Origin of the sequence: Microtetraspora sp. AC03309 (genome assembly GCF_020826795.1) — a bacterium.
In the GTDB taxonomy this organism is placed as follows: domain Bacteria; phylum Actinomycetota; class Actinomycetes; order Streptosporangiales; family Streptosporangiaceae; genus Microtetraspora; species Microtetraspora glauca.
The window spans coordinates 20,478-37,851 of the sequence record NZ_JADDIL010000051.1 but is presented as its reverse complement, the minus strand read 5'-3'; the positions used below and the strand labels follow the sequence as shown (position 1 = coordinate 37,851).

At 69.0% G+C, this 17,374-nt stretch carries 16 protein-coding genes and 1 tRNA gene; 9 read left to right on the top strand and 8 right to left on the bottom strand.

All coding sequences use genetic code 11. The annotated features are described in order from the left end of the window. Nucleotides 1-203 precede the first annotated feature (203 nt). Nucleotides 204-1,829, bottom strand: coding sequence for a hypothetical protein (locus IMZ11_RS26885; protein ID WP_228645220.1), 1,626 nt, complete (start codon nucleotides 1,827-1,829; stop codon nucleotides 204-206). 768 nt (nucleotides 1,830-2,597) lie between these two features. Between IMZ11_RS26885 and IMZ11_RS26880 the strand changes: the two genes are divergently transcribed. The 5 genes from IMZ11_RS26880 to IMZ11_RS26860 all read left to right on the top strand — a co-directional run bounded on the left by IMZ11_RS26880 (nucleotide 2,598) and on the right by IMZ11_RS26860 (nucleotide 7,020). Beyond that, nucleotides 2,598-3,395 carry a hypothetical protein gene (locus IMZ11_RS26880; RefSeq protein ID WP_228645219.1) on the top strand — a complete coding sequence of 266 codons (798 nt, stop codon included), beginning with the start codon at nucleotides 2,598-2,600 and terminating at the stop codon, nucleotides 3,393-3,395. After that, entirely contained in the window at nucleotides 3,392-4,258 is an 867-nt protein-coding gene (locus tag IMZ11_RS26875; RefSeq protein ID WP_228645218.1) for a TRM11 family methyltransferase, read from the top strand. Before IMZ11_RS26880 ends, IMZ11_RS26875 begins: the two co-directional genes overlap by 4 nt. Nucleotides 4,259-4,430: 172 nt before the next feature. Beyond that, nucleotides 4,431-4,667, top strand: coding sequence for a helix-turn-helix domain-containing protein (locus IMZ11_RS26870; protein ID WP_228645217.1), 237 nt, complete (start codon nucleotides 4,431-4,433; stop codon nucleotides 4,665-4,667). Next, entirely contained in the window at nucleotides 4,654-6,171 is a 1,518-nt protein-coding gene (locus IMZ11_RS26865; RefSeq protein ID WP_228645216.1) for a tyrosine-type recombinase/integrase, read from the top strand. Before IMZ11_RS26870 ends, IMZ11_RS26865 begins: the two co-directional genes overlap by 14 nt. A 420-nt stretch (nucleotides 6,172-6,591) precedes the next feature. Beyond that, entirely contained in the window at nucleotides 6,592-7,020 is a 429-nt protein-coding gene (locus tag IMZ11_RS26860; protein ID WP_228645215.1) for a hypothetical protein, read from the top strand. A gap of 338 nt (nucleotides 7,021-7,358) precedes the next feature. Here the strand turns inward: IMZ11_RS26860 and IMZ11_RS26855 are convergent. Then, nucleotides 7,359-7,435: transfer RNA gene (locus IMZ11_RS26855), tRNA-Lys, on the bottom strand. A gap of 103 nt (nucleotides 7,436-7,538) precedes the next feature. On the opposite strand from IMZ11_RS26855, the gene IMZ11_RS26850 reads away from it, so the two are divergent. Beyond that, on the top strand, nucleotides 7,539-8,384 hold the full coding sequence (locus IMZ11_RS26850) for a MoxR family ATPase (protein WP_228645214.1): 846 nt from the start codon (nucleotides 7,539-7,541) through the stop codon (nucleotides 8,382-8,384). Continuing rightward, the gene (locus tag IMZ11_RS26845) at nucleotides 8,381-9,829 is read left to right on the top strand and encodes a VWA domain-containing protein (RefSeq protein ID WP_228645213.1); all 1,449 of its coding nucleotides are present in this window, start codon (nucleotides 8,381-8,383) and stop codon (nucleotides 9,827-9,829) included. Before IMZ11_RS26850 ends, IMZ11_RS26845 begins: the two co-directional genes overlap by 4 nt. A gap of 18 nt (nucleotides 9,830-9,847) precedes the next feature. Here the strand turns inward: IMZ11_RS26845 and IMZ11_RS45525 are convergent, their stop codons facing one another. After that, nucleotides 9,848-10,627 carry a nuclease-related domain-containing protein gene (locus tag IMZ11_RS45525; RefSeq protein WP_228645212.1) on the bottom strand — a complete coding sequence of 260 codons (780 nt, stop codon included), beginning with the start codon at nucleotides 10,625-10,627 and terminating at the stop codon, nucleotides 9,848-9,850. A 183-nt stretch (nucleotides 10,628-10,810) separates the two neighbouring features. Between IMZ11_RS45525 and IMZ11_RS26835 the strand changes: the two genes are divergently transcribed. Next, complete coding sequence (locus IMZ11_RS26835; protein WP_228645211.1) at nucleotides 10,811-11,410, top strand: TetR/AcrR family transcriptional regulator; 600 nt, start codon at nucleotides 10,811-10,813, stop codon at nucleotides 11,408-11,410. A gap of 42 nt (nucleotides 11,411-11,452) precedes the next feature. Here IMZ11_RS26835 and IMZ11_RS26830 read toward each other — a convergent pair whose 3' ends face one another. From IMZ11_RS26830 to IMZ11_RS26815, 4 genes are read right to left on the bottom strand one after another with little or no spacing between them, the layout of a single operon-like run. After that, nucleotides 11,453-12,709: an acyl-CoA dehydrogenase family protein gene (locus tag IMZ11_RS26830; protein WP_228645210.1), complete on the bottom strand. Its 1,257-nt coding sequence runs from the start codon at nucleotides 12,707-12,709 to the stop codon at nucleotides 11,453-11,455. Then, a complete protein-coding gene (locus IMZ11_RS26825; protein ID WP_228645209.1) occupies nucleotides 12,706-13,878 on the bottom strand; it encodes an acyl-CoA dehydrogenase family protein in 1,173 nt (390 codons plus the stop codon). The genes IMZ11_RS26830 and IMZ11_RS26825 overlap by 4 nt, the downstream gene beginning before the upstream one ends. A gap of 11 nt (nucleotides 13,879-13,889) precedes the next feature. Next, nucleotides 13,890-15,104, bottom strand: coding sequence for an acyl-CoA dehydrogenase family protein (locus IMZ11_RS26820; RefSeq protein ID WP_228645208.1), 1,215 nt, complete (start codon nucleotides 15,102-15,104; stop codon nucleotides 13,890-13,892). A 3-nt stretch (nucleotides 15,105-15,107) separates the two neighbouring features. After that, a complete protein-coding gene (locus IMZ11_RS26815) occupies nucleotides 15,108-16,058 on the bottom strand; it encodes a phosphotransferase family protein (protein WP_228645207.1) in 951 nt (316 codons plus the stop codon). 93 nt (nucleotides 16,059-16,151) lie between these two features. Between IMZ11_RS26815 and IMZ11_RS26810 the strand changes: the two genes are divergently transcribed. Next, entirely contained in the window at nucleotides 16,152-16,733 is a 582-nt protein-coding gene (locus tag IMZ11_RS26810; RefSeq protein WP_228645206.1) for a GNAT family N-acetyltransferase, read from the top strand. Nucleotides 16,734-16,739: 6 nt separating this feature from the next. Here the strand turns inward: IMZ11_RS26810 and IMZ11_RS26805 are convergent, their stop codons facing one another. Then, entirely contained in the window at nucleotides 16,740-17,303 is a 564-nt protein-coding gene (locus IMZ11_RS26805; protein ID WP_228645205.1) for a TetR/AcrR family transcriptional regulator, read from the bottom strand. Between the last annotated feature and the right edge of the window lie 71 nt (nucleotides 17,304-17,374).

The window sequence follows — 17,374 nt, the reverse complement described above, 5'->3', positions numbered from 1 at the left end:
TTCCGTGAAGGAAGGCGTGGCTGCGGCACACTCTCTCGGAACTGTCGATGGCGAGATGGTAAGAATCAGTCGGGCCCGAGGAAGCGACTGTCACGCCGCGCTGTGGGATGTGCGTGAGGAGAACGTGACGGTCAGGTCCCGCAGCAGGTTTGAGTACATGCTGAGGCCCAAGCAAGCCCGGGCGTTTCGTCCCCGATTGCCGTTCAATTCTGCCCGGAGGCTCCTCGCCTGCTCCTACCAGGCCGGGAGCCTGCCGTGGTCGGGTTTCCGAAGAGGAGGCGACGCAGGGCTGGTCGTGCGATCAAGAACCGTGCAGCCACCGCGACAAGGGCGTCGCTTTTCAGGCGCTTCTTCAGGTAGGCGAACCAGAATTGCGTCACGAACTGCTGGGCATGATCGCGTGCGGGTAATGCTGAAGGGTAGGAGTCGGTGGGGATGTAGCGGCCATCGACTGGACACGCTGGCACGCCTGCCACGCGAAGCGCGCACGCGCGGTGCTGGCCGTTGACGAAGCTGTCCTCTCCATCGTTCCAGCAAAGCGGATCGGCGAACAGGTAGCTCAGCCACGTCGTATCGTCATCGGTGAGTGCGGGCGAGTCTGACCGCGCGAGTGCGGCCTCCCAGTCTCCGTCGTGCTGCTCCACGGCCCGGCGGGCTACCTCCCCGATGGCCTGCCAGTTCACCTGATGATAAAGGCAGGCGGCGAAATCCTCCGCGGTCATTTGCCCGAACAGTTCGGCGTGCGCGGCCTGCGACATCTGCTCGGCCCCGCCGTCACGGTCGGGTGCTGGGTAACTGGCTAAGACGTCGTCGGCTCGTTGCCGATGCGCGCACTTGAAGAGGTTGTGCGGCCAGGGTAAAGCGGACAGCGGGACCATCCGCACGCCGTTGACGCCCTCCAGCAGCTGGCGTCGCTCAGCAGCATCGGTGTAGCGCTGCGGGTACAGACTGATTTCATCGTCCGGCACCTGGACGCGGCTTTGGCATTGAGCCCGGATAGCTGCGGCGTGTTCGAGCTCGGCGGGAGTGGGTGCCTGGAGGCCCTGGATGCTCACTAGCCCAGGCGGACCTTCACCTTCCGCATCCAGGCTACCTTCCCAGGCGGCCCGCTCGGGATTGACCCAAGCCAGGATGCGCACCTCGTGGTCCGGCCGCAGCACAAGCACATCGGCTGAGCCGCGCATGGTGACCAACACCAGTCGATCGTTGTGCCAGTCGGGCCGGGCGACGAGCTGAGCGGCCAGATCCCGGTCCAAGGCGCCGACCCATTGGATGCGTACAAACCCCTCATCGGCGGTGCGGTCGCCCTCCGGGTAGCGAACCCCAATCGCCTCCAGGTAGTCGCCGGGCGCCAGGGCGCTGGCGGGCATGGTGACGGTGGCGGCGCGGCGCGGCGAACGTGGCGGCGCATCCCGGCTCGGCCAAGCGACGGTACGAAACGAGGCAGGGTCGACCCTGCACCGCCAGTCGTCACCATCGCCAAGCTGGCGAATCCTGGCACCCGCGAAGAACGGTGCGCCGTCGAGCTGCCACCAAGGGCTCCGCCGGTCGTGTTCTTCGCGCGCAGGATCGATCTGCGCCAGCATGCGGTGATCGCCTCCGTGGAGAAGCAGCGGCCCCGGCATCCCATGGCAGAGGATTGCGACGCAGGGCTGGTCGCCGAAAGATGTGGCAATGCTTCCCGACGGCAGGTGCTCGCACCGTTCCACGCGCGCGAACCGCACGTCCGATCCGGCCACATCAGCGCCGTACTGATCAACGGCGATCTCAACGTAGTCACCCGGACGAAACGCCTCAGGCAACTGAGGGATGGTTCCTGGATGACGCATGCCCCTCCACCTCTGCAATCAGCTCGGCAGTTCACGGATCGTTTCGGCGCACGGATGCCACCGGGAGACGTCCCCTTGCGCCGAGACCGTCCAGGCGATGATGGCACCGCCACGAACCTACGGACGAGATCCTTACGTCGCCAGTTTTGTTTCTCCGCGGACAATGCGAAAGGGCTCACACGATCGGCCGGCCAGGTCAGCCGCAGCACGGTGGACCAGAACATCGGCTGGCGCTGTCCGTGCCCGCCCTTCATGCCTTCCCATAGAGCGGGGACCAGCTGGCGGGGTTCGTACGGGATCGGACCCGGGCGATGCTTACCAGCGTCCAGGCCGCCAGATAGGCGGGGATCAGCAGGGAAGACAGCCGCCGGTAGGCGAGCCAGACGCGGTTGCGGTCACAACAAGGCGACAGAAGGGGGCGTTCCGGGCGGGGTCGGTGGCCAAATGGTAGATGAGGATGCCGAGGGCGTACCAACCGGTGCACCCGAGGTCCCGCAGTCTCCAGCTCAGATCGATGCCCTCGGTGATGGTGCCTGGACGGACGGCGTCGCCAGCGCGGAGTCGCGGGACCCAGCGGGGCTGGGTCACACCGGTGTCGGGGTGGGTAGGACAGCATCATTGTCGAGGACTGTCATCGAGGCCACATCTGCACCATCGTCGGGCTCCTCGTAAGGCAATAACTCGCCGACTTGGTGTCCGATCGAGCGGGCGACATGAGGTATTTCCTGGTGTAGCTGGGGATCGGTGACCGCCTCGGGTCACCATGCAATGACAAAACCGTCCACCTCTGGTCGACAGCTCCTGCCGCTGTCGGTCTGGCTCTGCGCCGACGAGCAGCCCGAACGCGACCAGGCCACCACCGGGTGTCCGCGCCGCAACACGCTGGTCGGCATCGAGCTCGCCCGCCACCTCATCACCGCGTGCACCAAGCCCGGCGAGCTGATCGTCGAGACGCACCCGATCAACGCGGCCACACTCGCCTGCGCCGCACTGCAAGCGCGGAAGGCAATCGCTCTCGTGCCCAAGGTCGCGCACGCCCAGGCCATCCGCGCCCAGCTCCAGAAGATCTTCCCCGCCAAGGAGCTGACCGGCGTACGCCTGCGGCCATGTTCGCCTCAGCAGATGGATGCCGCACTGGCCAAACAGGCCGGAGCGGCCCGACTGGTGATCTACGCGCCGCCATGCCACTCCGGGCGGCAGTGCCCCGCCTGTCCGGAAAGCGGAGATTCCGCGAACGAACGGCCCGCCGTGATGCGCGGCGCATGGCAGGTCCTCGGCGACGGCGGACACCTTGCCGTCGTCACCGCACCCCACAGAGAAGGCGAACAGCTATACGACCAGGCGCCCGCTCTGATCCGAGCCGCCCGCGCCGTCGGGTTCGCCTACACCCAGCACGTCATCGCGCTGCGCGTTCCCGTACGCGAGGGCGAGTTGGTCGTCCAGGCCGCTCCTGAAGGCCTCGGCCATCTCTACGACGTCCGGCGGCCTGCGCCGCCCGTGACGGTCGGCGTACATGCCGACGTCCTGCTGTTCACGAAGGTCGCCAGCGATGGAGGTACACGATGACGATGCCTTCGGTGTGGGCGACGGGCAACCTGACCTCCCGCACCCAGCGGACCGGCCGCTACCTGCCCGCGTCGATGGATCACCCGGCAAAGATGCTGCCCACGATCGCGGCCCAGGTCATCGCCACCTACACCCAGCCCGGCGATCTGGTCCTCGACCCTATGTGCGGCATCGGAACCACCCTCGTGGAGGCAGTCCACCTCGGGCGGGAGGCGGTCGGCGTGGAGTACGAGGCCCGCTGGGCGAACCTCGCCGTCGCAAACCTGCTGCACGCCCACCGCCAAGGCGCGACCGGCACCAGCCGCGTGATCGCCGGCGACTCACGCCGCATCCGCGTCCTTCTCGGAGACCGCGCGGGTCGCGTGGCTCTGGTGCTGACCTCACCGCCGTACGGCTCCTCCACCCACGGGCATATCCGCTCCACCCGGGACTCCGGCGAGCCGGGAATCAAGAAGTGGAACCACCGCTACAGCCACAACCCGGGCAACCTCGCCCACCGCGATCTCGTCACCCTGATGGAGGGATTCGGCGAGATCCTCACTGGCTGCCGGCATCTACTGCGGCCCGGCGGCATCGTGGCCATCACCATCCGGCCGATCCGCCTGCGCGGCGAGCTGATCGACCTGCCCGGACAGGTACTCGACGTCGCCGAGCACTCCGGGCTCGTCCTGATCGACCGGATCGCGGCCCTGCTGTGCGGAGTCCGCGATGACCGGATCGTGTCTCGTGCGTCGTTCTTCCAGCTCCAGGAGGCACGCCGGGCGCAGTCCCGCGGTGTCCCCGTCCACGCCATCGCCCACGAGGACCTGCTTATCTTCACCACCCCGACCGGCGACACCGCGGCGGATGGTGATGCGCGATGACCACCGCTCTCAGCGCGCCTATCAGGGGGAACCCCGCCGCCGGTGCCAGCGGATTTTCCCTGGTGGTCCAGCGGATTTCACTTGACCACCGGCATGGAGCCGAGCGTCGATCAACCACCCCGGCAGGGGCCGCCCGTGCCACCGACTTTCGGGTGTCGGCATGAGGAACGGGATGTCCCTGACGGAGCTGGCCGAGCTCCCGGCGGTGATCGATCTGGTCACCGCCGGGCGAGCCCTCGGACTGGGACGCACCAAGAGCTACCAACTGGCCAAAACCGGCCAGTTCCCCTGCCGGATCATCCGCATCGGCAAGACCTACCTGGTGCCCACCGCCGACCTGCTCGCCCTGCTCGGCCTCCAGCAGAACGACGGATCGGGCAGGAAGGCGGGCGCCGATGGCGACCGGTAAGACCTACAAGCAGTGCGGCTGCCGCGATGAAGACGGCCGACGACTGGGCCAGAAGTGCTCCAGGCTCCGCCGCATCGGCGGAGCCTGGAGCGCCACACATGGGACCTGGCACTACCAGTTGGAACTGCCACCGAACCTCGATGGCAAGCGACGTAGTCCGCTACGACGCGGCGGCTTCGACAGCCAGGGCACAGCCCAACAGGAGATGGATCACGCCCGGAAACTCCTGGCGCTCGCCGACCCTGACGACATCCACACCCTGAACCAGATCACCGACGCCATCCTGACCAGCCTGAAGGAGGCGCATCAGCTACCGGATACCGATGCGCTTCGCCGCCAAGTCCGCAGCGGCCGCGACCTCACTCGGCGTCTCACCGTGGGTGACTGGCTGGACGAATGGCTGACCAGCCGGATCGGGCTCCGGAAGAACACCTACCGCAGCTACCAGAGCCACATCCGGCTCTACTACCTTCCCCACATCGGCAGGATCCGTCTTGATCGCCTCCAGGTCTCCGATGTGGCAAGCGTCTTCGACGCCATCGACGAGCTCAACGACACCGTCGAACAGGCCCGAAGGACCGGCGACACGGCTACCCGAGCCTTGGTCAAGGGACGCCGACCGGTGGGAGCAGCCTCCAAACAGCGGATCCGCGCCACGCTGCGGGCCGCGCTCAACGCCGCGATCAAGCAGCGGCTCATCGACATCAACGTCGCCGCCCTCGTGGAACTCCCGTCCGGGAGGCGGCCAAAGGCACTGATCTGGACACCCGAGCGTGTACGAGCTTGGCGCGCCGACTACGTGCAACGGCTCGCCACCGAGCATCAGCGGCCATGTGGCAAGCGTTCGCTCGACATCTACATCTCTACGCCCCGTCCCTCGGCCGTCATGGTGTGGACGCCGGAGCAGACGGGAGCCTTCCTCTCCGCCGCCCGCGCCCACGAGCTGTACGCGCTGTACCACCTGATCGCCCTCCGAGGGCTGCGACGCGGTGAAGCATGTGGACTTCGGTGGAGCGATGTCGACCTCAAAGCCGGGATCGTCACCGTGCGCTGGCAGATCACTCAGCTGGGTTGGGCCACGGATCAAGGACAGCCGAAATCGGAAGCAGGCGAACGCCACGTCGCCCTCGACAGCGAGACCATCAAGGTGCTTCGTACCTACCGAAAGGAGCAGCGGCGGCGACGTCTCGTACTGGGAGGCGACCGGGTGGAGAACGACTTCGTTTTCACCCAAGGCAACGGCGCGGCCCTCCACCCTGCCCATGTGACCGACCAGTTCGAGCGGCTCGCCCACCAGGCCAACCTTCCACCCGTACGGCTGCACGACCTCCGCCACGGCGCCGCGACCCTCATCCTCGCTGCTGGACACGATCTCAAGGTCGTTCAGGAGACCCTCGGCCTGTCCTCCATCACCATCGCCGCCGACACCTACACCTCGGTACTGCCCGACCTGGCCCGCCAGGCCGCCGAAGACGCAGCAGCCTTGATTCCCCTCCGCCGGTGACGGGGCGAACGTCAGCAGCCTGAGCCCATTCGTATGACGACGAGGATTTATCCCAATTCCCGCGAGCAACAACGGTTCAGCCTGATTCGGCTTTCTCACGGGACCCGCGCGTATGAGTCGAAATATGCAAGGGTTTCTCCTCCCACCCCTTCGTCCAAAAAGCATGACCATCTGGACAGTATCCGGATCACCAGGACTATCGGATGGTCGTTTCATGGCCAAGATCTGCGGTTCCACAGAGACGCGCACCGGAAGGCCTTGTAGGCGTCGTAGAAGATCTCCCTGCGGCGACCATCGGGGCCGCGCGCCCTCGTATGGCGGACGTCGAAGCCGAAGATCTACCAGTCATGCCGCTGCACCGCCGAAAAGACCGTCATCGCAACCGTCGCAGCTACATGCACGGACGGCTGGGCAGCGTCAGTGGCCAAGCAGGGGGCCGACGTGCTCGGTGAGGACCTCTGGGGCCAGGTGGAGTCCAGCCAGAACTCAGGCTGCCTCCCGTTAGCACAAGCAGCGCGCCGTCTCCTCGAGGCGAAGGATCATGCACACGAATTCGTAGCCGACATTCTCGTCGGCCAGTCGCCCACCGATCGGGCCGGGCGTGTCCTCGTCGACATCCTTCGAGAGTACGCCAAGAAGATCCCGATCCCGGGCGAGGAAATCATGGAGTCGTCTGCCCACGCGCTCCGCATCATGGGCATCTGCATCTGCATCATCGCGGCGAATCTGAACAGCTGTTACTGCCTCGCCGACATTGCGGAGGCCGTCGGGAAAGAAAAGCTCGAAGAGGCCCTTACCGCAGGATTGAACGACTGGGCCGAGAAAGCCCCCACACCACCCAAACCTTGATCATTTAGCCTATTAGAATGTAGATCGTTCCGGCTACCCGGACCGTCGGTCACGCTAGGGATTCTGTCGCGAGCCACCACGCCCGCCACCAGACACGGCCGCCGATGGCACCTCGATCCCCGTCCCGCACCCGCCCCGCCCCGGACAAACATCCTCGGGCAATACGTGGCCCCAACAGGGAACCCGCGAATGGCGTATGGATCATGATGGAAACAAGATCACGACAGGCGAGCAGCCACGGAGCAACCATCGTGATCAATGCCGGGCGCGGGGCACCGCTGGGACGGTCGTCACATGGAAAAACCCCAGGTCAGTGGTACTGACCTGGGGTTTTTCGCTGGTGCGCCGCCAGGGACTCGAACCCCGGACCCGCTGATTAAGAGTCAGCTGCTCTAACCAACTGAGCTAGCGGCGCATGAGCAGTAAGAGGTTATCGCACAGCACAGACCCGTCAAAACCGGGCTACACTAGAACAACATTCGGTTCGATCAATTCGGTTCGATCAATGAGGAGCGCCGATGTGGTTCGCGTCGCCTGACGAGGTCCGGGGGCGGCTCGCCGCCGTGGACTACCTTGCCGACGACGGCATCGCGACATCCGTGTTCCTCGCCGGGGCGCTCGGAAAGCCGCTGCTGACCGAGGGACCGGCCGGAGTGGGCAAGACCCAGCTGGCCAAGGCCATCGCCCAGGCGACGGGGGCCCGGTTGATCCGGCTGCAGTGCTATGAGGGACTCGACGAGGCCCGCGCCCTCTACGAATGGAACTACAAGAAGCAACTGCTCCGCATCCAGGCCGACGACGAGGCGTGGGAGGACATCTTCTCCGAGGAGTTCCTCCTGGAACGCCCACTCCTCAAGGCGATCAGAAGCGACGAGCCGACCGTGCTGCTCATCGACGAGACCGACAAGGCCGACGTCGAGGTCGAGGGGCTGCTGCTGGAGATCCTCTCCGACTACCAGGTCACCATCCCCGAGCTCGGCACGATCACCGCGACCCGCCGGCCGTACGTCGTGCTCACCTCGAACGCGACGCGCGAGTTGTCGGAGGCGCTCAAGCGGCGCTGCCTCTATCTGCACCTCGGCTATCCGACGCCGGAGCGCGAGCGCGACATCGTGCTGACCCAGGTGCCGGAGCTGCCCGGCCAGGTCGCCGAGCGGCTCGCCCGAATGGTCGCCACGCTGCGCGGCCTGGAGCTGAAGAAGTCGCCGTCGATCGCGGAGACCGTCGACTGGGCGCGCACCCTGCTGGCGCTGGGCCGTACGGACCTGGACGAGGGCATGCTCGGCGAGACGCTCGGTGTGGTGCTCAAGCACAACTCCGACCAGATCCGGGCCGCCAAGGAGCTCGGGCTGTCCCGGCCATGATCGAACAGGACGGCACGGGCGGACCGCTGCTCGACCGGCATGTCGCGTTCGTGCACGCGCTGCGCGAGGCGGGGCTGCCGGTGTCCCTGGCCGAGGGCCTCGACGCCGCGAAGGCGCTGACCGTGATCGACCTGGCCGAGCGCGAGACGCTCCGCGAGGCGTACGCGGCCACGCTGGTCAAGCGCCTCCAGCACCGGCCCGGCTTCGACGCCCTCTTCGACCTGTGGTTCCCGCCCGTGATCTCCGACGGGTACGGCACGGCACGGCCGGCGCCGGGCGGCGGCCCCGCGGAGCGTCCCCCGCCGCTCGAGCCGTCCGAGGCGTCCGCGCCTCCCGACCCGTCCGAGCTGGCCGAGTTGCGGGAGCGACTGGCCGACCTGCTGATGGGCGATCCGGACGATCCCGCGTTCCGGGCGTTCGCCCGGTCGATGGTGGAGAGGTTCGGCAAGGTCCGGGCCGCGGGGAACCGGCAGTCGTGGTTCTCGTATCCGGTGCTGCGCGCACTGTCCCCGCAGACGTTGATCGCGCGGATGCTCGACCGGTTGCTCGCCGAGCAGGGCCGAGCCGAGCGGGGCGGCCTGCCGGAGAAGCTGGCCCGCCACCAGATATCCCGAAATATCAGGAAGTTCGAGGAAGCCGTCGCGTCCGACGTCCGGCGCCGGATCGCTGAGGAGTCCGGCACCGAGAAGATCGCGAAGGCGACCGTCGCGCCGCCGATCGACCGCGTGGACTTCCTCCGCATGACGAAGGACGAGTTGGCCCGGCTGCGCCGGGAGGTCTACCCGCTCGCCCGCCGCCTCGCCACCCGGCTCACCGTCAAGCAGAAACGAGGACATCGGGGACGGCTCGACTTCCGGCGCACGGTCCGGGCCTCACTCTCCACGGGCGGCGTGCCCCTCACCACCCACCTGCGGCCACGCCGCCCGCACAAGCCCGAACTGGTGATCCTGTGCGACGCGAGCGACTCCGTCGCCGCGTTCTCGCATTTCACGCTGCTGCTGACGTTCGCGTTGCGCGAGCAGTTCACCAAGGTGCGGGCGTTCGCGTTCGTGGACATCGTGGACGAGATCACCACGCTCTTCCACCCGGGTGCCGACGTCCTGGACGCGGTCCTCCGGCTGACGAAGGAAGCCGACATCACCCGATTCGGGCGGACGAACTACGGCCATGTCTTCACGTCGTTCGCCGAGCGCTACGGCGACGCCATCGGGCCGAGGACGTCGCTGCTGATCCTGGGCGACGCCCGGTCCAACTACCAGCCGCCCGCGCTGGAGACGCTCGGCCGGCTGGCCGGGGAGGCACGGCACGCCTACTGGCTCAACCCGGAACCCCGGCCGCAGTGGGACACCGGGGACTCCGTCGCCACCTCGTACGCCGGGATCGTCCCGATGCACGAATGCCGGAACGTCACTCAACTCGCCGCGTTCATCGAGGACCTCGCCTAGGTCCGGGACCCGGAGAACCTAGAAGCGCAGCCCGCCGCCGCGCAGAACGCGGGCGGCGGTCCGGGAGAGCAGCTCGACCTGCTCCGCCGTCAGCGACCCGTTCGGCGAGGCACGCATCCAGCGGGCCACCTTGTGGGGATAGGCGACGGTCAGGCCCTCACCTACGAGCGTCCCGCCGCGCCCCTCGACCTTGCCGCTGTGAACGGCGAGCACCGGCGAGATCGTGACGTCGATCCCCGTCTCGCGGGACAGCAGCCCGGCCAGCGCCGACGCCGCGCCGATCAGCCCCTTCGCGACCGAGGTGCCGTACTTCTCGTCGAAGAACAGGCGCTCGCCGTACCTGGCGATGTGGGTGTCCGGCGCCCACGCCTCGTTGTCCACGATCCACACCCCGCCGGGGCCGATGACGAGGTGGTCGATCGACGCCTCTCCGGGTACGGCACGGCCGTCCATGACGTGGTAGCCGTGCCGGGTCAGGCCGTGGCGCAACAACCGGCCGGTGCGGACCTCCCCGCGCTTCTGCCCCCGCCACACGGCGGTCCGGGCGTAGGAACGCCAGGCGACGAGGAAGTCGGCGAGCGCGGCGAGGGCGCCCACCACGAGGCCCACGAGCAGGGTGTCGGCCCAGCCGAACCGGGCGGCGAGCAGGCTTCCGGCGGCGAACCCCGCCACGCCGATGACCCCACGCGTCCAGAGCCGGCTCTTGCGGCCCGCGAACCAGAAGGTCACGTAAAGGTTCTGCGGCGACGCGCCGGTAAACTTCTCGTCGCGCGGCACATAGATGGACCCGCTTGGCACCGGATGCTCCCCGAGAGATCAGGACTGCTCTGCACACGCTAAACCGAGCAGGGGCTCCAGGTCTCGGAAACGGAGCTCCAGATCTCAAAAAGCCGCATTTCAACAACGAATAGGCATACCCGGAAACATTTCCGCAACCGACCAGTCGGTATGCTGGGGGCCCACCACACCAGGGAGGTCACCATGGCGCGCAGCGGAGCCACGGTCGAGGAGCCCGTACGGCATCGCCTGCTCGCCGAGGCCACGCGCCTGTTCGCCGACCGCGGCTTCGAGAGCACGTCCGTCCAGGAGATCGTCACGGCGGCCGGGGTCACCAAAGGCGCCATGTACCACTATTTCGCCTCGAAGGATGATCTCCTCCACGAGATCTACGGCCGGGTCCTGCGGCTGCAGATGGACCGCCTGATGGCGTTCGCCCAGGCGGAGGGCTCGATCGCCGAGCGGCTGCACGACGCCGCGATGGACGTGGTCGTCACCACGGTCGACAACCTCGACGACTCGAAGATCTTCTTTCGCTCGATGCACCAGCTCGCCCCCGACACCCGCAAGACGGTCAGGGCCGAGCGCCGCCGCTACCACGAGTGTTTCCGCGACCTGGTCACCGAGGGCCAGCGGACCGGCGTGTTCCGCGCGGACATCCCGGCCGAGATGGTGGTCGACTTCTTCTTCGGCTCGGTCCACCACCTCGGCACGTGGTACCACCCCGACGGGCCGCTCACGGGACCTGAGGTCGGCCGCCACTTCGCCGACCTCCTCCTCGCCTCGCTCCGCCCCGAGTCCTGACGCACGGCCCCGGCGGCGCCGGCCCCCCGGTCGTCCACAAGCTCAGGTCCTGCTGATCGGCTCTCCCAACGGCGCCGGGACGTCCACGAGACGCGCGAGGGCGTTCCGGTGCTCTCCTGGAGCGCCGAAGGCGATCTGATCGGCCTTGGCCCGCTTGAGATAGAGATGCGCGGGATGCTCCCATGTCATCCCGATCCCGCCGTGCAGCTGGACGCACTCCTCGGCGGCGTGCACGGCAACGTCCCCGCAGTGGGCCTGCGCCACCGCGACCGCCACGGACGCCCCGGACGCCCCGCCCGGCAGGTCGCCGGCCGCGAGGGCACCCGCCGCGTTGCGGGCGGCGGCGCGGGCGCCGCCGATCTCCAGCCACAGATCCGCCAGCCGGTGCTTGAGCGCCTGGAACGAGCCGACCGGGCGGGCGAACTGCTTGCGCTCCTTGACGTACTCCACCGTGGCGGTCAGGCACCACTCGGCCAGCCCGAGCTGCTCGGACGCGAGCAGTCCCGCCCCGAACGCGAGGGCGTCACGCACGATGGACGCGACCAGGTCGGCGCCGTCCGGCCCCTCTCCCCGGGCGACGACCCGGCCCCGGGCCGAGCCGAGGGACACCATGGCCACCGGCCGGGTCAGGTCAAGCGACGTCACCGGGGTGATCTGGACGCCCTGCTCCCGCGTCCCGACGGCGATCAGCGCGCTCGCGTCCATGCCCGGCACGCGGGCGTGGACCAGCAGCACGTCGGCGACGTCGGCCCCGGCGACGCCCGTCACCCGCCCGCTCACCACGACCTCGCCGCCGCCGTCGGAGCCGCCGCCGTCGGAGCCGCCGCCGTCGGAGCCGTCACCCGGCTCGAACGTCACCTCGCCTCCCGCCGGCCGATACGGCGACGCCGCGAAGGACACGGCGAGCGCCGCCGTGATCTCCCCCGAGGCGAGCCGTTCCAGCAGGTCGTCGGCCACCTCGCCGCCTCCCGCCGTACGGGCGGCGAGCAGGGCACGGGTGGCGAGCACGGCGCTGGTGAGGAACGGGACGGGCGCGACGGCCCGGCCCAGCTCCTCCAGCACGACCGCGGCCTCGCGGGCCGACGCGCCCGCTCCGCCCAGCTCCTCGGGGACGAGCAGCCCCGCCGCGCCGATGTCCCGCGCGAGCGCCTTCCACAGGTCCCCGTCGTACGGCGTGGCCGACTCGATCCGCGCCAGGACCGCGGAGTGCGGGCACGTGTCCGCGAGCAGGGACCGGACCGCCGCCCGGAGCTCCTCCTCGACCTCCGTGTAGAGCAGTGAGACCGGTGGCGTCGTCATCGGGGCAGGTCCTTCCAGGGGATGTCCTTGTCGGCTCGCGGCTCGGCGGGAAGGCCGAGCACCCGCTCGGCGATGATGGTGCGGAGGATCTCGGAGGTGCCACCTTCGATGGAGTTCCCCTTGGCCCGCAGGTAGCGGTAGCCCGCCTCGCGTCCGACGAAGTCGACCGTCTCCGGGCGGCGGAAGGCCCAGTCGTCGTAGGCCAGGCCGTCCTCGCCCAGCAACTCGACCTCCAAGCCGGACAGCTCCTGGTGCAGCCGCGCGAACGACAACTTCATGCCCGACCCCTCGGGCCCCGGGCGGCCCACGGCGAGCTGCTCGCGGAGCCGCGCGCCGGTGAGGCGCAGGACCTCGGCGTCCACCCACAGCCGGAGCAGGCGCTGGTGCAGGTCGTGGGTGCGCAGCTCGGGCCGGGTCCGCCAGGTCTCGCAGACCGTGCCGATCATCGTGCGGCGGCCCGGCGTGCCGCCGATGGCGACCCGCTCGTTCATCAGCGTGGTCTGCGCGACCCGCCATCCGTCGCCGACCGCGCCGAGGCGGAGCGCGTCCGGGAGCCGGACTCCGGTGAGGAACACCTCGTTGAACTCGGCCTCACCGGTGATCTGCCGGAGCGGCCGCACCTCGACGCCGGGCGCCTCCATGTCGCAGACGAAGTAGGTGAGCCCGCGGTGCTTGGGCACGTCCGGGTCGGTGCGGGCGACGAGGATCGCCCACCGGGCGGTGTGGGCGCTGGACGTCCACACCTTCTGCCCGTCGACCACCCATTCGTCGCCGTCCCTGACCGCGCGGGTGGCGAGCGTGGCGAGGTCGGATCCGGCGCCGGGCTCGCTGAAGAGCTGGCACCAGACCTCCTCCCCCGTCCAGAGCGGGCGCAGGAAGCGGCGTTTCTGCTCCTCGGTGCCGAAGCCGAGGATCGTCGGAGCCGCCATGCCGAGTCCGATGCCGATCCGGCTCGGCCGGTTGTCCGGCGTCCCCCGCAGTTCGCTCTCGACGACGGACTGGAGGTCGCGCGGGGCGCCGAGGCCGCCGAGCCCCTCGGGGAAGTGCACCCAGGCGAGCCCTGCGTCGAACCTGGCCCGCAGGAAGTCCAGCCGGTCCATGGCCGAGGGGTCGTGGGCGGCGAGGAACGCGCGGACGCGCTCCTTCACCGTCGTTTCACTCCATGTCATGAGATATCCCTCTACTCAGCGGGGCTCATGTGCTTCTTGAGCTCCCGGTACGCCAGGGAACGCTTGTGCACCTCGTCCGGTCCGTCGGCGAACCGCAGGCTCCTGGCTCCCGCCCACAGGGCCGCGAGCGGGAAGTCCTGGCTGACGCCGCCTCCGCCGTGCGCCTGGATGGCCTTGTCGAGGATCCACTCGACCGTGACCGGCGTCGCGATCTTGATGGCCTGGATCTCGGTGTGGGCTCCGCGGTTGCCCACGGTGTCCATCAGCCAGGCCGTTTTCAGCACGAGCAGCCGGAGCTGCTCGATCTTCACCCGGGACTCCGCGATCCAGTCCTGGACCACCCCCTGCTGGGCGATCGGCTTGCCGAACGCCGTACGTGCCAGCGTGCGGCGGCACATCATCTCGACCGCGCGCTCGGCCATGCCGATCAGGCGCATGCAGTGGTGGATCCGACCGGGCCCGAGGCGAGCCTGGGCGATCGCGAACCCGCCGCCCTCCTCGCCGATCAGGTGGTCGGCGGGCACCCGTACGTCCTCGAAGAGGATCTCGGCGTGGCCGCCGTGGTCGGCGTCGTCGTAACCGAAGACCGTCATCCCCCGCCGGACCGTCAGCCCGGGGGTGTCGCGCGGGACCAGGACCATGCTCTGCCTGCGGTGCGACGGCGCTTCCGGGTCGGTCCGCCCCATCACGATGAAGACGGCGCAGTTCGGGTTCATCGCGCCGGTGATGAACCACTTGCGGCCGTTGACGACGTACTCGGCGCCGTCCCGGGTGATCGATGTGGAGATGTTGGTCGCGTCGGAGGAGGCGACGTCGGGCTCCGTCATCGCGAAGGCGGACCGGATGCGGCCGTCGAGCAGCGGCTCCAGGTACCGCTCGCGCTGCCAGTCGCTGCCGAACTGCGCGAGCAACTCCATGTTGCCGGTGTCCGGCGCGGCGCAGTTGGTGGCCGCGGGGGCGATGGCCGGTGACCTCCCCATCACCTCGGCGAGCGGGGCGTACTGGAGGTTCGTGAGGCCCGCGCCCTCCTCGCCGGGCAGGAAGAGGTTCCACAGGCCGCGGCGCCGCGCCTCGGCCTTCAGGCCCTCCAGCACCGGCGGCGGGGACCAGCCTCCGGCGGCCGCCTGCTCGGCGAAGGCGGGCTCGGCGGGATAGACGCACTCGTCCATGAACGCGGTCAGCCGCTCGCGCAGCTCCAGCGTGACGTCGTCGAACCCGAAATCCATCGGTCAGACCTCCATGAGTCCACGGGCGACCAGCGGGGCCACCTGGTCTCCGATCTCGGCGAAGCCGTCGCCGACCGTGAGCCCCTTGGTGTACCGGAAATGGATGCCCTCGGCGATCACCGCGAGCTTGAAGCAGGCGAGCCCCACGTACCAGCCGAGCCGGGACAGGTCACGGCCGGACACGGCCGCGTAGTGCCCGGCCAGCTCCCGCGAGTCGACCACCCCGGAGTTGCGGCCGCTGTCGAGCGTGGCGAACTCGCCGTACAGCAGGAACAGCGCGAGGTCGGTGAGCGGGTCGCCGAGCGTCGACATCTCCCAGTCGAGGACCGCCCTGACCCGGCCGCCCGCGATGAGGGTGTTCCCGAGCTTGAAGTCGCCGTGGACGATCGCCGGGGAGCCGGACTCAGGCACGGCGCGTGCGAGCCGGGCGTACAGGTCGTCGATGCCCGGCACCTCGCGGCTGCGCGAGGCGTCGAGCTGGCGCTTCCACCGGCCGACCTGGCGTTCGAGGAAGCCGTCCGGCCTGCCGAAGTCGCCGAGGCCGACGTTGTCCGGGGCGATCGAGTGCAGCGTGGCCAGCACCGCGATCAGGTCACGCGCGATCTCCGGGGTGACCGGCGGCTGGCCGCCCTCGACGTACTCCATGACGTAGAAGGGCGCGCCGACGACGTCGGGGTCCTGGCAGAGGTGGTAGGTCACGGGCACCGGGACGCCGGTGTCCCGGAGCGCGGTCATGACGCGGTACTCCCTGCCCATGTCGTGCGCCGTGGCGAGGACGTGGCCCAGCGGCGGGCGGCGCACCACGTACGTCCGCGCCTGGTCGCGCACGACGTAGGTCAGGTTGGACTTGCCTCCGTGGATCACCTCGGCGCGCAGCGGTCCGTGGGTCAGGCCCTCACCTTCCAGGTAGCGGGAGAGGCGGGCGAGGTCCAGGCCGGGCGGGTCTGCGTTCACGCCTGGAAGCGTACCGACCAGACGGTATGTGTGTCGACACCGCGTGCCCGACCTTCCCGCGGCGGCACGGCCCAAGGTCGCTAACCTGCACGCATGACAGCGAAGATGCCCCAACCCGTCGTGCTCGACGGGGATGTCGTCCGGCTTGAGCCGATCACCCTCGACCACGCGCCCGACCTGCTCGCGGCGCTGGGCGGCGACGAGGAGGTCTGGCGGTGGCGGCCGGGCGCCATGCCCCGGTCGGAGGCCGACATGCGGCACATGATCCTCCGGTTGCGCGACAATCCGGAGACCACCCAGTTCGCCGTGATCTTCAAGGAGACCGGGCGGGCGGTCGGCTCCACCGGTTTCTGGAACGTGAGCGGCTTCGACGGCAGCGTGGAGATCGGCTCGACGTGGTACGGCCGGGCGTACTGGCGCACCGGTGTGAACACCGAGTGCAAGATCCTCCTGCTGGACCACGCCTTCGGCTCACTGGGCCTCAACCGGGTCGTGCTCAAGACCGACATCCTCAACCTGCGGTCCCGCGCGGCGATCGAGCGGATCGGCGGCGTGCTGGAGGGCATCCTGCGGCGGCAGTACCGCCGGGCCGACGGCACCTGGCGGGACAGCCCCTACTATTCGATCCTCGACGACGAGTGGCCCGCCAACCGGGCCTGCCTCGTCTCGCGCTGACCGGCCCTACGGAGGGTTTCCCGAGAGGACGCCCCGGAGAAACTCGGTGAAGGCCGCGCGCAGATCGTCGAGACTGGGGGTGGATCCCGCCCCCACCACCGCGTCGAACTGGATGCCCTCGGCGTACGCCACCGCCTGGCGGCCGTGCCGTACGGGGTCGGAGGACCCGGCGGCGGCGAACAGCGCGACGGCGGGCTCGCGGAATCCGCGCCCGGCCTGGTCGTAGATCTCGCGCAGCTCGGGCCTGCGGGTCGCCTCCAGTGCCAGCTCATAGCGCGCGATCGTGACGTGCCGGTCGCGGTGCAGAGCGCGATGCATCATCTGCGCCAGCGTCTCCACCAAACCGCCCGGCTCCGGCGACAGGTCGGAGAAGATCGCCTGCTCGAGCTCGGTGAGCCGGGCCAGGGTGAGCGCGAGAAGCGCGGCCCGGGTGCGGGCATGGTTGGACGTCGATCCCGCGGGCAGCCCGGCCGCCTCGTCCACCGCGCGGTGCGTGAGGCCGCGCATCCCCCGTTCGGCCAGGATCTCGATGGCCGCGTCCGCGACGCGCGTCACCCGCTGGTTCGACATGCCTGGATACTACAGCCGTAGTCGCCCTCACTACAGCCGTAGTATGCTCCGACTACAGATGTAGTGAGCGA